Origin of the sequence: Microbulbifer sp. A4B17 (assembly GCF_003076275.1) — a bacterium.
GTDB lineage: Bacteria > Pseudomonadota > Gammaproteobacteria > Pseudomonadales > Cellvibrionaceae > Microbulbifer.
Genome location: NZ_CP029064.1, coordinates 3,475,687 through 3,491,472, shown reverse-complemented (window position 1 = coordinate 3,491,472; position 15,786 = coordinate 3,475,687). Strand labels below are relative to the sequence as shown.

The 15,786-nt window shown below is 42.7% G+C and carries 11 protein-coding genes; 9 read left to right on the top strand and 2 right to left on the bottom strand.

Annotation, left to right across the window (positions count from 1 at the left end):
• Positions 1-26 precede the first annotated feature (26 nt).
• The 5 genes from BTJ40_RS15390 (at position 27) to BTJ40_RS15370 (ending at position 4,578) form a co-directional block, all read left to right on the top strand.
• Positions 27-827, top strand: coding sequence for a hypothetical protein (locus tag BTJ40_RS15390; RefSeq protein WP_108733926.1), 801 nt, complete (start codon positions 27-29; stop codon positions 825-827).
• A gap of 164 nt (positions 828-991) precedes the next feature.
• A complete protein-coding gene (gene tsaB / locus BTJ40_RS15385; RefSeq protein WP_108733925.1) occupies positions 992-1,693 on the top strand; it encodes a tRNA (adenosine(37)-N6)-threonylcarbamoyltransferase complex dimerization subunit type 1 TsaB in 702 nt (233 codons plus the stop codon).
• Positions 1,694-1,696: 3 nt separating this feature from the next.
• Complete coding sequence (locus BTJ40_RS15380; protein ID WP_108733924.1) at positions 1,697-2,494, top strand: undecaprenyl-diphosphate phosphatase; 798 nt, start codon at positions 1,697-1,699, stop codon at positions 2,492-2,494.
• 5 nt (positions 2,495-2,499) lie between these two features.
• Positions 2,500-3,381 carry an NAD(P)-dependent oxidoreductase gene (locus BTJ40_RS15375; RefSeq protein ID WP_108735288.1) on the top strand — a complete coding sequence of 294 codons (882 nt, stop codon included), beginning with the start codon at positions 2,500-2,502 and terminating at the stop codon, positions 3,379-3,381.
• A 66-nt stretch (positions 3,382-3,447) separates the two neighbouring features.
• Entirely contained in the window at positions 3,448-4,578 is a 1,131-nt protein-coding gene (locus tag BTJ40_RS15370) for a DUF3524 domain-containing protein (protein ID WP_108733923.1), read from the top strand.
• Between the two features lie 122 nt (positions 4,579-4,700).
• On the opposite strand, the gene BTJ40_RS15365 is transcribed toward BTJ40_RS15370, so the two are convergent.
• Positions 4,701-7,628 (bottom strand): cellulose binding domain-containing protein, encoded by a 2,928-nt coding sequence (locus tag BTJ40_RS15365; protein ID WP_192879338.1) that lies wholly within the window; start codon positions 7,626-7,628, stop codon positions 4,701-4,703.
• Positions 7,629-8,489: 861 nt separating this feature from the next.
• Here BTJ40_RS15365 and BTJ40_RS15360 point away from each other — a divergent pair.
• The 4 genes from BTJ40_RS15360 to BTJ40_RS15345 all read left to right on the top strand — a co-directional run bounded on the left by BTJ40_RS15360 (position 8,490) and on the right by BTJ40_RS15345 (position 15,112).
• Positions 8,490-10,571, top strand: a complete 2,082-nt coding sequence (locus tag BTJ40_RS15360) for a neutral/alkaline non-lysosomal ceramidase N-terminal domain-containing protein (protein WP_238152021.1) — start codon at positions 8,490-8,492, stop codon at positions 10,569-10,571.
• A gap of 824 nt (positions 10,572-11,395) precedes the next feature.
• Complete coding sequence (locus BTJ40_RS15355; RefSeq protein ID WP_108733920.1) at positions 11,396-13,801, top strand: DUF6531 domain-containing protein; 2,406 nt, start codon at positions 11,396-11,398, stop codon at positions 13,799-13,801.
• Positions 13,802-14,242: 441 nt separating this feature from the next.
• The gene (locus BTJ40_RS23205; protein WP_369974256.1) at positions 14,243-14,413 is read left to right on the top strand and encodes a hypothetical protein; all 171 of its coding nucleotides are present in this window, start codon (positions 14,243-14,245) and stop codon (positions 14,411-14,413) included.
• A 249-nt stretch (positions 14,414-14,662) separates the two neighbouring features.
• Complete coding sequence (locus BTJ40_RS15345) at positions 14,663-15,112, top strand: hypothetical protein (RefSeq protein WP_108733918.1); 450 nt, start codon at positions 14,663-14,665, stop codon at positions 15,110-15,112.
• Positions 15,113-15,142: 30 nt separating this feature from the next.
• Here the strand turns inward: BTJ40_RS15345 and BTJ40_RS15340 are convergent, their stop codons facing one another.
• Entirely contained in the window at positions 15,143-15,745 is a 603-nt protein-coding gene (locus BTJ40_RS15340; RefSeq protein ID WP_108733917.1) for a hypothetical protein, read from the bottom strand.
• Positions 15,746-15,786 lie beyond the last annotated feature (41 nt).

Genomic DNA, 15,786 nt, shown 5'->3' with positions numbered 1-15,786 from the left:
TTCTTCTTTCAGTGAGGAGACAAGGGATGGCAAGAGTAGTAAAAAAGGGTACACGCGCGAAACGAGCAACCAAGGCGACTGCACCGTCGCCAGCAGTCGTGAAAGCGCAGAAGGCGGTAGAATCAGCGACCAAATCGCTGGACTCGCAAATGGATCGAGTAGCTAAGGCAAAAGCACGAGCGCAGAAAAGCAGTTCGGCAACGGCAAAGACTTCGCTGGCCAGCGCCAATACCAAGGCGAAAGATTTACGTGCCAAGCTGGCAGTAGCAAAGATGGATCTTGCCAAAGCCAAGGCTATGGATGCCGTGCGTATAGCTGAGGCTGCCGCAAAAGAAAAGGTGGAAATCCTGTCTAAAAGCCTTTCCAGTAAAGCGGATAAAGAGTTGGCTGCCGCTCTCAAGGCGTTTGAAGCGCGCTGGGTGAAGACTAAAGAAAAGGCGCATGCCAAGAAGCTTAAGTCCGCTGAGAAGAAGGCTGAAGCCAAGATAAAAACAGCTGCAAAGAAAGCTGCTGCCAAAGTAAAAGAATTAGAGAAGAAAGCTAAGGCTAAATTAAAGGCCGAAGCTCAAAAGACTAAGAAGAAACCCGCGGCTAAGGCTAGTGCAGCGAAAAAGCCTGGTCGCCCCAAGAAGGCCGCCGCTACCACGGCGAAGAAAGTTAAAGTTGGGCGTCCAAAGAAGGCTTCTGCAGCAGCCAAGCCGGCAAAAAGAGTTGGACGGCCCAAGAAAGCCACTGCAGCAGCTCCCAAGAAGGCCCCAGCCCGCCGCGGTCGCCCACCAAAGCCTGGTGCAGCTCGTCGAGGCCGTCCACCGAAGAAGGCCGCATAGGATTGTATTACAAGGGCGCCACAAGCAAGATGCTTGGGTTGCTCCTAAAAGACCCCGGTTAGTGCCGGGGTTTTTTAGTTGTAGGTTGCGATATTGGACATGACTCCCCTCTGCTCCCGTGCCACAATTCCCCCCCACTTTTAATGACCAGGTTTAAGAACGCTGTGAAAATACTTGCCCTGGATACAACTTCGGGAGCCTGTTCTGTTGCTCTCATATCTGATGACCAATTGATTGAACGTTTCGTGCAGGCTGAGCGAGACCATACCCGTCGCCTTTTGCCAATGGTGGATGAAGTCCTCGCAGAAGCCGATATGAAGCTCGCCGACCTGGATGCCCTTGCTGTCAGCCAAGGGCCGGGGTCATTTACCGGTCTTCGAATTGCAATTAGCAGTGTGCAGGGGTTGGCCTATGCTTCCGATCTGCCGGTAGTTCCGGTTTCCAGTCTCGCTGCCCTTGCCCTTGGAGCCCGGCGCTCGCATCCGGAGTGGGGACAATATCCTATAGTGGCGATGCTGGATGCACGCATGCAACAGGTATATTGGGGGGTTTACTCTACTAACTCACCCAGTGAGAGCTTGATCCCGGAAGCTGTACAGAACCCGGAAGAGGTTTTGTTGTCTCTAGAGGATTCAGAGGTCTCCGCTCCAATTTATGGGGCGGGCCCGGGCTTGCACTACGACGTTTTTCGGCAGGCGTCACTGGAAGCGGTTGATCAGGCGTGCTTCATTTACGCTCGGGATATAGCGCAACTGGCAGTTCCATTGTTGGAGCAAGGCAATTCTGTTACTGCTGAAGAGCTTGAGCCTGTTTATTTGCGCAATGAAGTCACATGGAAAAAACGACAAAAAATTCGATCCCAATAGCACATGGATACATTTCAGATTGTAATACTGGCCCTGATTCAGGGCCTGACAGAATTTCTCCCTATCTCCAGTTCTGCACACTTGATCTTACCCTCTGAGATATTGGGCTGGGAGGATCAGGGGTTGGCCTTCGACGTGGCTGTCCATTTTGGCTCTTTATTGGCAGTAGTATTTTACTTCCGTAAAGATATCTGGGTGTTAATCAGGGATGGCCTCGGAGGTTTTACGGACAAACAGTTTACCGATGAGGGGCGATTGGCCTGGCTGATTGTTCTCGCCACAATTCCCGTGGGGTTGGCCGGGTTGGTGTTTAAAGGCTATATCGAAACCCACTTGCGTTCTGCAGGTGTTATCGCTGCCACTACTATCGGCTTTGGCGTATTGCTGTGGTGGGCAGATGTCAAGGGTCGCAGGGTAGAGTCCTTGGCCCAGTTAAATTGGAAAAAAGCACTTTTGATTGGTTTCTCACAAGTATTGGCCCTGATTCCTGGTACTTCTCGCTCTGGTATCACCATGACTGCGGGATTGATGCTTGGAATGAAGCGGGAAGCTGCCGCACGTTTTTCATTTCTGATGTCCATCCCTGTAATCGCGCTCAGCGCTATGTTGTTGACGGTGGAGCTGCTTACTCTAGAAAGTGTGCCATGGAACGATTTATTGCTGGGTACAGTTCTATCTTGTCTGAGTGCTTATCTATGTATTCATTTTTTCCTGCAATTTATTAGCCGCATTGGGATGGCTCCTTTTGCGATCTATCGCCTGATTCTCGGAGCGATACTTATTTGGATGATATGGGGGTAGAAGAAATGGCAACAGTTGCATTTATTGGATTGGGGGTAATGGGATACCCCATGGCTGGTCATCTTTCCAATGCGGGTCATATGGTGCGAATTTACAATCGCACAGTTAGTCGTGCGGATCAGTGGCTACAAGAATATGATGGCGAAAGCTTTGCAACACCTGCCGAAGCTGCTAAAGGTGCAGAGGTCGTCTTTGCCTGCGTGGGCAATGATGGTGACCTTCGCCAGGTGGTAACAGGCGGGAAGGGGGCATTCAATAGTATGACTGAAGGGACTTTGTTTGTGGACCACACAACAGCCTCTGCAGACGTTGCCCGTGAACTTGCGGCTGCCGCCAATGAAAAGGGAATCGGTTTTCTGGATGCTCCTGTTTCTGGAGGTCAAGCCGGCGCTGAGAATGGTTTTTTGACGGTTATGATCGGGGGAGATAAAGCTGATTTCGACAAAGTACAGCCCTTCATCAACAGCTATGCAAGAGCGATCAACCTGATGGGACCTGTAGGCAGCGGTCAGTTGTGTAAAATGGTCAATCAAATATGTATTGCAGGTGTAGTTCAAGGGCTTGCTGAGGGCTTACACTTCGCCAAAGCTGCCGGTTTAGATGGGGAACAGGTAGTTGATGTGATTTCCAAGGGGGCTGCGCAAAGCTGGCAAATGGAAAACCGGTCAAAAACCATGCTGGCTGGAGAGTATGATCATGGTTTTGCTGTGGATTGGATGCGTAAAGATCTGGCGATAGTGCTTCAAGAGGCACAGCACAACGGCGCCTTATTGCCAGTTACTGCTCTGGTGGATCAGTTTTACAGCGAAGTACAGGCCATCGGAGGGGCTCGTTGGGATACCTCCAGTTTGTTCGCACGCTTAATGAATGTACGATCCTTCGATTAATTCGTTCCATCAATACCTACCGGGGTTAAGTTTGATCCCGGTATCATTCCTTTTTGTTACCACTCTATGAAAGTTTTACTACTCTCTGCTTATGATGCGGATAGTCACAAGCGTTGGCGCGAAGGATTGGTAAAGGCATTTCCCGAGTGGCAATGGACCCTACTCACTTTGCCTCCACGTTACTTTAGTTGGCGTATTCGCGGTAACAGCCTTTCCTGGGGTAGAGGGAAACCTGCGCAAGTTCTAAAGCAGGGTTGGGATTTGATTGTTGCCACATCAATGACTGACCTGAGTGCTTTGCGCGGATTAGTCCCCGAAATCGTAGGGGTGCCCACAGTTGTGTATTTCCATGAGAATCAGTTTGCATATCCAGTTAGCTCCGATGCCTTTCGCTCGATTGAGCCCCAGTTACTGAATATTTACACGGCTTTGGCTTGTGACCTGGTCCTATTTAACTCCGAATACAACCGCCGCACCTTGTTAGAGGGCACTGAAAAATTACTAAAGCGCTTTCCCGATTGTGTTCCGCAAGGCGTTTGTGAAGAGATTAAAGAAAAATCACGAGTTCTTCCCGTACCTATAGAAGATATCGTTTTTGATAGTAGGGCAAATGACGAGGTATTTTCTTGGAGTTGCCGAGCAGAGAATGCTTATTTGGGTGAGGCTGGTGAAGATACCTTAATTATCAGTTGGGCCGCCCGCTGGGAGTATGACAAAGGTGCAGACCGATTGCTGGAAATCCTCCGGGGCTTGAAAGCTAGCAACGTTAAGTTTGTTGTCAATCTGATGGGGCAATCATTTCGCAATAGCCCCACTGAGTTTACTCAAATACAAGAGGAATTTGCTGGACATCTACTAATATTTGGATATCTCGAAAGTGCTAAAGACTATCGTCAAGTACTGCGACATAGCCATATATTCTTATCTACGGCTTACCATGAATTTCAGGGATTGGCGGTAATGGAAGCGGCTATCCTCGGAGCGACTCCTTTAGTGCCCGATGAACAGTGCTATCCGGAGTTCTATCCTAAACCTTTCCTCTATTCGAGTTGTAGCGACGCAATACTGAAGTTGGAATCAATGTACCTGTCATTGTCGTCGGGTTCTAAATTAAAAAAAGTCGATTTTAGTAAGTTCTCAGGAAAAGTAATGTGGGCAGAGTATAGAGACCAATTCGTAAGCCTTGTTAATAAATAGGTTGGCTTCTACCCCAATTTTTAAAATCGGATTGAATTGTAATGGGATCCCCTAAGTTACTGGCGATTTTAAAAGCAGTGCCCTGAAAATTGTTAATCAGGGCCTGTTAGACGAACTTCCAGCTAGTTGGATATATGATCTATTGCTTTTAATAGCCCTTCATCAGGAATGTTATTGGGGAGAATACAGGAAAGAATATCCGAATGACCATGGTTTTCACCATACAGCAAGTTACAAGCCATAATCTTATGGCCTTGAGTTGTAGGGTGTACTGGATCTCCAGTAGGGATAATGTTCCCTTGCTCTGCAAAGAAAATATTTTTGGTGTTGGAGGCCTCAGACAGAGTTTTCCTTATTTTTTGATTATAAAAATCAGTACAGTAATTTTTCGGATCTTGTCCGTCCATTTCAGTTCGACGAGGGATGGTTGAAATTAAGAATACAATTTTATCAGAAGGTATATCTATGCTCTCAAAGTAACTTTGTATTCTATCTGTTATTGATGTGCCACTGATGTTATGGGGTGACGATATAATATTATTGACGACTCCATTTAGTTGCTGTGCTGATTCACTGTCTTCTTTTATTGGAAGGCTACAATCAATTGCACTATTCATACTGAGGAAAGTGATGTCGTTGGTCCCGAGCTGTATAGGTATGACTACGCTATCCTTAGAGGTTATATCTTGAGTTAAATCACAGGCTTGATTAGTGAGCCAATCTGTACTGCTTGCATTCTCCCTGCACTTTTCGTTGAGAACTTGATTAAAGTTATTTATGGAGTCGAGGCAGCGGGTGAAATTGTAGCCAGGGGTGATTTGATGGTGTCTCGGATCAAGATAGCAAAGTAAGTCGTTAGTTGTAGCTCCAGGTATTCCAGAGTGCCAGTAATTTTTGGTTTGTTGAGAAAAGTCATCAGGGCCTGTTGGTCCAGAGATAGTACCAATCGTTTTTAGATGTTTTCCATTATATTTTAGAATTAGTTGCTCACTGGTAGACTCTTTATCTATAGGAAAGATTGAGTTGCCATCGGCTGCTTTGACAAGATAGTCCCAGACCTGGCTACGAAATCCGTTTGAATTATAAGGGAGAGTTGTCATCCCGTAAGTAATCGAATCACCGATAAACCACAGCTTAATACTGTTACTTTTTAAATTTTTATTAGACTTGTGAGGAGATTCGCCAGACTGTGAAGGTTCAGTAGCGGTAGTACCTTTGCAGTTGCCAATGATGATTGGTGGGATGTTTTCCCCTGAATAATTTGCATTAAACCCAAATGCCTGGGCCTCTCCTGCTCGAATAGGTGATTCACTAGTGACAGTTATACCCCCGTTACTTTCTGTGACTTGTGCATTCCAAAAGTGTGTGATTGATTGGTTACCTTGCCAGTTCCACTGCAATTGCCATTCATCGAGAGGAGTCTCCCCCAAATTATAAATAACCACATTTGCCATAAAGCCACTTCCCCAGTCACTTTGAACGGTATATTCCACATTACATTGGCCTGAAGGTTCACTGGGTTCTTCCGGTATCGTGGGGGTAGTGTCAGGTTTGGATTGTTGCGTAGGATTTTTCGAAGATTCAAACCATTTTAAGGCATAGCTTCGGAATTCGCTTTCTGATGGGAGGGAGGAGTTTTCCAAATAATAGTTATTTAAGAATGTTTTCGCGTCCTTGTAGTACTTCTGGTGGGTATTATAAATCTCCTTTTTATTACCATCCTTGTCAACAAGCCAGTAACCAGTGAAGTCATTGATCCAGCTATCATATTCATTGTCATACATTTGCCAGTACAAAATAAATGGAGTACCCCATTGGAGCGCCGTTTTTATTACATTGCGTGATAGCATATCCTGAGCTTCGCCAGAGCGGGTTCCCCAATCCTTAAACCAGGATTCCCCGTAACCATACTCGCCAATGAAAACCCTTTTTTCGAATGGCAGTCCAGATTTCTTGGGAAGATTTGAATTGATAAATTCTAAAGCTGCGGTTAACTCACTATGAAGAGTAGAAAAATCTGAATGCTTTTCTTTGGTAGTGAGATCGTAAGCTGAATAAGAAACTAAATCTACATTGGTATGGGGTAGTACGGCATTGGTTATTCGCTCCTTTCCCTGCATTGCAGATTCAACTCTATTGACCTCGATATAATGATATAGGTTAACGTCCGAATGGGTGATATTTGCTTTGGCATCATCAATGGCTTTTTGCCGAATATTGACCCAGTCAATTAGACCCTGTATACGCTTAGCGGGGATAGTTTCCTGACTGTCATCTCTAATCCCATCAGTCTTTTGAACCAGGTTCCAATCCCCTTCCCAGTGCCCAATCATAAATGTTTTACCGGAGCCGCTATATTCAGTTAGTAAATACTCTGCCAGTGAATAAACTTTGTCATACTGCCACTGAAGCTCTTCTTCACTCATTCCTTTATTATCCATCCAGGAACCTGAGTCCTCCACCCAAAACATGTAGATAGAGAAATCCATCTCCAATACCTGCTGAAATTCTGGAATCTCTTCCAGTATTCGCTTGAATTGATAATCGAGCCCGGTGTTACTTAACTCGCTATACAAGCTGGGAGAAAGGGCAATCTTGAGTAAGTTAGAACCCATTTCGTAAATAGCCTCAGCACTCTCAAGAAGTGATCCCTTTTTTGTGAATGTATACTTAGGATTGATCGTTTGAGTGCCTAAAATAAGATTGTATTGTGAAAGAGGATCTAACAGCCTTCGTGAAGGCGGATTAGGATTGTTGGTGGTGTCGTTACAACTAGCGTTAATATGAGAAGGTTTCTGCTCACCACCTGAGTATTTAATGTTAAAACCAAAAGATTGGGCTTGGCCAACAGGTACCTTTACATAGCCTTCTTTTCCAACTACAGAAATTAAGTTTTCATTTTGTAGTGAAGTAGCATTCCATATAAGTGTGACCTCTTGGTCTGAAGGCCACTGCCATGAAAGTTCCCACTCGCTAATTGGCTCGGCACCTGTATTACGTATAACTACTGAAGCCATATATCCATCTTCCCACTCGCTCTGTATAGTCATTTGTACATTGCAACTTACACTGGCTCGGGACGGTAGCGAGAAGAAGATCAATAGGATAAAAAGAGAAAGAGGGAAAAATTTAGTATGCATTACTTATGTGTCTATATGGATTGTCCCGGATAAATCAGAGACAGGTAGATACATAAAGTTCAAAGCTATTTGTATATCTGCGCCAAATACTAAAAAAATTTTTAAGATATAGTGTATGATTTTATATTATTTCTTAATAATGCAGATTTGAATGTTAGGGGAGGATATTCTTGACTGGTTCGTCACAAGCTAGGTCATCAGTATTACCGATGTAAATGTTTGGGTAAGTTAAGATCTCCGTATTAAATACTGGTCGAATAGCAATTTGTGAGTAATTCGAACTGTTTGATTTTTTCACTAAATATATTTAAAAAATTTCTTCTTCATCCCTCCTGGCTTTGCACCATTAGTCTGTATTTGCTTGATTTAAGCAGGTTTAGGTTTTTTATACTCTTAAAAATCAGCTGATACTCAAAATAACTATTTTCAAGTTTGAAGTTTAATAGATTTATGGCGGATAATTATTTGTATAGATTGTACCAAATACTGCCAAGTAAGGTATTCTGAATAGCGCGCTAGATCTGTCCTTCAGCTTTAGTGCATCAAAGACAAGGAGGCAATGGCTGTTTAAAGTGCTTATTGAAAATAATAAAGCTGCTTTTCAGGACGAAATAATAAAAGCCAAGTATTGAATTGGCTCAATGTCTAAAAGTGTGTTTCCGAGTTACTCGGCAGCGATCTATTTAGATATCAACTTTCAGTGAATAAGACACGTCTTCACGCTCGTGAAACGACGGGTGTATTCCTGCACGAAATGATTCTGGAGAAATAATGAAAACAATGATTAATGGTTGTCTTATTGCCCTGGTGTTACTCATTGGGTACCCGTCACTTGCAAATTCATCTGAATGGCTTGTCGGAGTTGGAAAGTATGATATTACAGGACCGGCAGCTGATGTTGGTATGGTGGGTTATGGCGATACAGGTCAAACGACGAAGGGGATCCACACCCGCTTATGGTCACGTGCATTTGTGATTTCTGATAGCGCTGACGACAAGCGTTTAGTTTTTGTGTCGGCAGACTTACAGGGAATTCCTCAAGGCGTTAAACAGGGGGTTGTAGATAAGTTAAAGAGTTGGTACGGCAATAGTAAGTATACTGAACAGAATGTGATGCTGACCGCCACACATACTCATGTTGGTCCAGGAGGCTATGATCATTATGTCATGCTAAATATGAGTGCCCTCGGATATGCCGAAGATAACTATAAAGTCATTGTTGATGGTATCTTTCAATCAATCGTTGAAGCGGACAGCGGGTTAACTCCAGGTGACATATTTATAGAGCAGGGGACATTACTGGATACCAGTATCAACCGAAATCCGATTCCCTATGCAGGAAATACTGATTCTAATAATTACCAGTACGATACCAATAAAACAGTGACCCAGCTTAAACTAGTTGATGGAAATAATAATGCTTTGGGAATTATCAATTGGTTCGCAGTACACAATGTCTCTTTGGGTACTGGGCAGCGTCAACTCAGCGCCGATCATAAAGGTGCGGCGAGTCAATTGTTAGAATCTTGGGCGGTTAAGCAGGGTGCAGCAAGTGAATTTACGGCAGCATTTGCCAATAGTAACCTGGGAGACGCATCCCCGAATATTTGTGGACCCAGAGATGGATGTGGAAATACTGAATATGACAGCTTAATTTTAGCCGCAGAAAAGCAAGTTGCCAAAGCACAGTCACTTTATCAATCAGCATCTGTGAAGCTTGAAGATAGCTTGGATTATCGGCATCAACACATCTATTTCCCGGGGTATACCGTAGCTGGTGAATTTACCGGTGATGGACAGCAGGAAATTTGTGAAGGCGCAGTGGGCTGGTCATTTACCGCGGGGTCAACCTGGGATGGCCCCAGTGAAATTGATGGAATTTTTGAAGGGATGTCTGTGGAAAATGAGGGTGAGGACTGGGATAGAAGTGCAGGGTTATTCGAGTCAGTGATTGATGGCTATCCCCTTTTTGGCTTAATGAATCTATTCTCTGCAGCAGCAGTATATGAAGATACTCAAGATGATCCCTGCCAGTACCCCAAACCTACGTTTGTAGAGCGCGAAGTGGTTGGTCAGGCACTTTATACACCCTACCTGCCTTTCCAGCTATTTCGTATAGGATCTATTGCTCTGGTAGCTGCGCCAGGTGAAATGACCACCATGGCAGGACGGCGTCTCGAGGCAGAAGTATTGTCAGCTTTGGAGGAGAGTGGTGTCACTACCGTTGTGATTGCAGGTTTGGCAAATGCCTATTCCGGTTACATAACTACCCCAGAAGAATATGACAGACAGCATTATGAAGGAGCTCACACAATTTATGGTCCGAATACCCTTGCGGCTTATCGACAAATATATACCGAAATGGCTTATGCAATGGTCAATGGTGTGGAAATAGCTCCTGGGCCTACTCCTGAGGATTTATCTGATGATCAAATTATTAATGTCATTGGAGTTGTTTATGATGATAAGCGCCTGTGGGAGTCCTTTGGACAGGTATGGGATGATGTAAATAGTAGTTACAGCATAGGTGATATGGTATCTGTTAGCTTTCGTTCCGGCCATCCCCGCAACGATCCAAAAACTGAAGGTACTTTTATTGAAGTACAGCGCAAAGTTAATGGCAGTTGGGAAACTTATCTTAGTGACGATGATTTAGATACACGTTTTATTTGGACACGGGATACGGCTATTGATTGTATGGCTTGTTCATTTGCAGAAGGGCAGTGGATTATTGGAGAAGATACACCATCAGGTACTTACCGAATAAAACATTATGGAAACTGGAAAAGTGGTTGGAGCGGAAATATTTCCAGCTACTCTGGGAAATCGAGCAGTTTTATCGTAAGTAATTGATGTTTTTTTGAGATCGGCTGGATTATCTAGCCGATCTCGTATATTGAAGATTCGTTATATTGATGATAGATACATATAATAAAATATATGGATTTAGATTGGAGGAACGATTTTAGGCCTTAAGTATATTTTTGAGAGAGATTAGGAGTCTGGTATGCTGTGTGTTCCTGTCACTATTTAAAACTATAAATTGTAGCTTGCTGTATTAAAATTAATAAATAGTGGGGTATTTGTCTGAATTTGCTTTTATCGATAGATAATAATTGATATTGGATCAAACTTTTCATCTATTCGTGGCGCTTACTGTGTATTCTGCTGTAATCGTTTTTTCCTGTCACGAAATTCAAAATTAAGTTAGTTTCCCGGGTTAAGTCATTCTTTTGAGCATCATGTTTGATGCTTAAGACAATAAGCTCGGGAATTTCTGGGTATGTTTTGTAACTATTTAGTTAAAATTTAGCAGATAATTATAAATTGTGGGTAGTTTATGAATTTATCTATTGTTTTGGCAGGTTTTATCGCTATCTTGGCTGTTAGTAGAAAGCACTAATTAAAAGGTAGAGTGGGTAGTTTGATGATGCCAGGTTTGATGGGACTGCTATCCAGTGGAGCTTATATAGACGTTACCCAGTGGCGTGAGGTTGTTTTTTGACCGTCAGCTGTTAATGCAGGCCGACTATAGCATAAGGGTTATGTTTTTAGATGGAAGTAAGTTCAATCAACTTTGCGGTAACAGACACGAGATACTGCTTTAGCAATTCTGAATGGATTCGGTTATTTAATAACTGTTAAATTAGTGGTCGGTAGTTAATAGGATTTAACTTTTGATACAGCTCTATATTGAAAATTTTCAGGGTGCCCGTTATGTGGTGCGGGCTGGTTGGACTTACGAGGCTCACCCTAAGAGGGTGGTTGATGCTACTGAATTACTAGGGATGTTTGATACCAATACTTTAAAATTGATATATGATCAGTATCTCGGTATATATAATACTCCCACACCTGATACAAAGCATGAACGAAATAAATATTTCAATACCCAATCAAGTAATGTTCCCGGTCATCTAAATGATCGCGATAAGGCCATTTATCTCGCATTGATGGATAGCCGTTTAATTATTGAAGAGGCCCCGTTACCTCATTCTGTATTAGGGGATCTGCAAACAGAGTTGGTTGCTAAAATTCGCATGGGCCTGCAACAGGTTATTGTTCAGCAGTGCGCGGATAAAGCCTTGACTAATCAGGTTGTCAATACTAAGTCTGATAAATCAATAAGCGAGGACAAGGTAAAAGTTATTCTTAAAGGACCTTCTCGTAGAGAATGGAGCCTGCCTATTTGGTCGAAAAGTGTTACTGAGGTTAAAGCGGTGGTAAGTCCAGCGCGCCAGTCATTTGAATTTAGTACAGAAGCAATCGATTATGTATTATATGACAAGAAGCCGGAAAAGGTTAGTGCTGAATGTGTTACTTCACTATATCGAGGAGTAGTAGGGCCGCTGGGATTTAATCCTGACTCGGTCTCCAAGAAGCAGCTTCGTCTGAGTTTTAACATAGCTGAAGTCATCTATAGCGATCCCATACTGCGTGGAGCGGTTTTTCGGTTTGCACAGGATTACATTAAAACGAAGTATGGTCAGAGTCTTACGGAGTTGACAGAAAGTGGTACTTTCGAAATTATCCTTACTATAGCGCTTGCGGCACTGACCGAGGGAGATGTTAGCGTAGAGTCCCTGACTAAAAATACGCGTCTGGTAAATGCTTTCCGGAGCATTGGCAATTTGATGTTTGATTTTGCCAGATTGAAAAAGCAGCGTAAATTATTAGCCAAAAATCCAGGATATAGCACCGGGAAAGAAGATGTAGGAATATCCGGAAACAGAACCCCTAAGTTAAATCCACGACAAAGCAACAGTCGAGGATTTTTACCAGTTAATGATAATAGCGGTTTAGCAGTAATAACTAATTCTGAGAAGACCACTAAAAAATCCAGGCAGTCCCATAACACGAATTCAAGCTATGTAGAGATAAATGAGGTTACAGAGAGTTCACTTGATAGAGATAATTACTGCAGTGAAACTGGTGAAAACTATAGTCATAATATCTGCCAGAAAAGTATTAACACTTGTGAAGCTGGTAACTCGATTAACTTAAAAACCGGTGAAGTAAATATTACTTTAGTAGATGTTGAACTGAGAGGCCCATTACCTTTATCTATAACCCGTACATATCGTAGTGGTAATTTACGAGATTTCGGTTTGGGCTATGGGTGGTCTCATTCTTTAAGTGAACGTTTAGTATGGCGCCCTGGTAAACCTGTGCTGTTCTTTGATGCTGAGGGTCGAATAATAAGCTTGCCTGCACCTGGGGATACTTCTCGCAGTCATAATATTTCTGAACAATTAACTCTCACTCGGGTAAATGACGAGCATTGGATCGTCACATCTTACGGGACTTCAAACGGCGTACAAAAGCACTTTAAAGCCATCGGGAAGAGCGGCACATTAAAACTCGCTGAAATTTGTGATGATTATGGTAATTTTTACTTTTTTCACTATATAGGTGAGCGTTTGGCCTCGATCGAAAGTAGTTTTGGCGAGACACTACTTCTGACTCCACCAGATGAAAATCCAGAAAGCCACCAAATAAGTACTCTGACGAAAAAATTCCGTGATGGTAGCTCCAGGGTGATTGCGCGGTATATATTTGATAGTGAGAGTAATCTGATAGAAGCTGTTGATAGAAAAGGCAGTAGTGAAAAGTATGAATACCATCAACATATCATTACACAGAGGACCTTAAAAACAAGCTATCGCCTCCATTTTCAGTGGGATATAGATGATTTCTCTACGCGTTGTGTAAGACAGTGGGGAGATCCTATCAATGGAAAAGCCATCTATAATTACCAGTTTTCATGGGATAGTGATGGTCACGGAGTAACAGTGAGCGATACCGGTGGGGCACAACAACGTTTTCGCTTTAATGGGCGTGCTTTACCTACCTATTACAGAGATGTGGAAGGGAGGGTGACTTTATATCACTATACCGATCTTGGCCAAATTACCAGGATACAATTACCTGGTGAAGATGGCACTACTCGTGACGAAGTATTTCGGTATGATAACCTGGGCCGCTTAATTCAGACCGTTGATAATAAAGGTAATAATTATCCTATTAAATATAACGAAAAAGGCTTCCCCATAAAGTTTAGTGACCCTTCTGGTAAAAGTTGATTGAATAGTTACTATCAAAATGGCCAGGTTGTTGCTTTGAAGGACCCACTTGGTAACAAAACGCAATAGGAATATACCTCTAGTGGTATAACTTACTCAATTACCTTTCCTCTGGGTAATAGTACTCGCTATATCTATGGGGAAGGGAGCAGGCTTTCAAAGATATCGCTGGTCATGTCACTATCGATTTGATCGCATTGGCCGTCTGGAGCTGGTGGAGTGTGAAGATGGTGATATAGCACGCTACAGATATGATCATTCTAGTTATTTTAATATCGAAGTTACCAGAAGAAGCACTCGCACCCAATACAATTTCAACCATCACGGGCTACTTACTAAAGTTTCAAGTGAGTGTGGGGTCAGTACTGCTTATACCTATGATGCTATCGGTCATTTAGAAGTCGTATCAATCCGATGGTAGTTGTTTGAAATATTACTAGGTTGCGAGTTAACTTAATCGGCTTGACGAATGAGAAAGATGAACTGCATCGACTGACTTATGATCTTAATAGTCGCCTGATTGAGGGAGTTGGATTCGATGGCCATGTTACTCGATATACCTATAATAACGCCGGCCATCTGATTTGCTCTACAGTAATAACAGGTATATAGACAGGTGAAAGTATTAAACCCCACTTTGAGTACGACTCATTGGGTAGACTATTAAAGAAGCTACATCAGGGGAGGTTAGAAAATATAAGTATAATTACCTGAGGCAGCTGATTGAAGCGGAGAATAGTCACTACAGGTTGCGGTGGGAATATGATGGTTTGATATCAGCCAGGCTATGGGCTGGGGTTATTGAGAGTTTGTGATCCCCGCCGTTTGCAAAATTTTACTGCTAGAAGGTCAGAGCGTTTAATGGATTCTACCTTTAGTTATCTTGCTTTAATTTTAATAGGATTTGGTGAGTACAGTAAATATGCTCAGGTAATAAATCTTAAAGAAGCTGTTCGTAGATTTTATGACCTTTACCAATGTGCTCTAGGTGAATTGGGCCAGTTTTATAATCCTGCTTCTGCGCAATTTAATTTTTTTATAACACCGAAAGCAATGCTATTAAAGAAATATGAGGTGAGAGGGGGGCAGAGAGCTCGATATTGCTTTAAGTTTCGTAAGCAGTTAATACGAGTGAAAAAGCTAAAAGTAGAAAATGGGATAGAGCAGTTTCAGGATGTTATCCAGTATCCATATGACCCTCTAGGTCGATATTTAGGAAAGAAAAGCTATAATGAAAGTGTGAGCTTACTATGGGATAGAAGTTCTTTGATACAAAATTTATTTTTGGGAAAAGATAACGTTACTCGGTAGTCCTTTGTAGATTACCGAGTGTTAAAATTTTCAAATGGCAGATTTTGATGTGATTTTGATCTGATCAATCTCTGGAGAAACCCAGTCACCGATAGGAGATTTACTGTAGAGCGAGAAATTAATCCTAAAGGCTTTGAGAACTTTAGCGCATTTGCCACAACAGGGTTTTGATACACCAATAATGCCACCTTGGATTTCTCTATTATGTTCCGAACAGGCTTTTAGTATTTGCATTTCTGCATGGAACGTTCTTCGTAGCTTCCTAATTGGACTGAGAACATGATAATCGGTAATATTGACGAAACCGCGAGCTCTGAGATCTTTAAATGCTGCAGCAGTAGCAAGTTCTACTTCTTGATTGTTTCCTCCGTGAGCACCAAAGCTACTATTATGTGATACGAGTAAAGTTCCCTTGCCTGCAATAACGCAGGCAACTGTCTCTACATCTCTCATTGCTTGCCTTACAGAATTTTGTGGATCATGTAAGTTGGAAAATTTATGGGCTAGTATTTTCCGGGCTACAAGGTCAAGGGGGTTTAGGTCGTCTGGTACTACATTTCGATAAAATGCATTTCTTTGAAGTTGTGCTGGTCCAGTTGTTACATCCGTATCTTCAATAACAAATTTAGGCATGGATATATCCTCTCTTGAATATTTTATAAAGTAACTGCTGG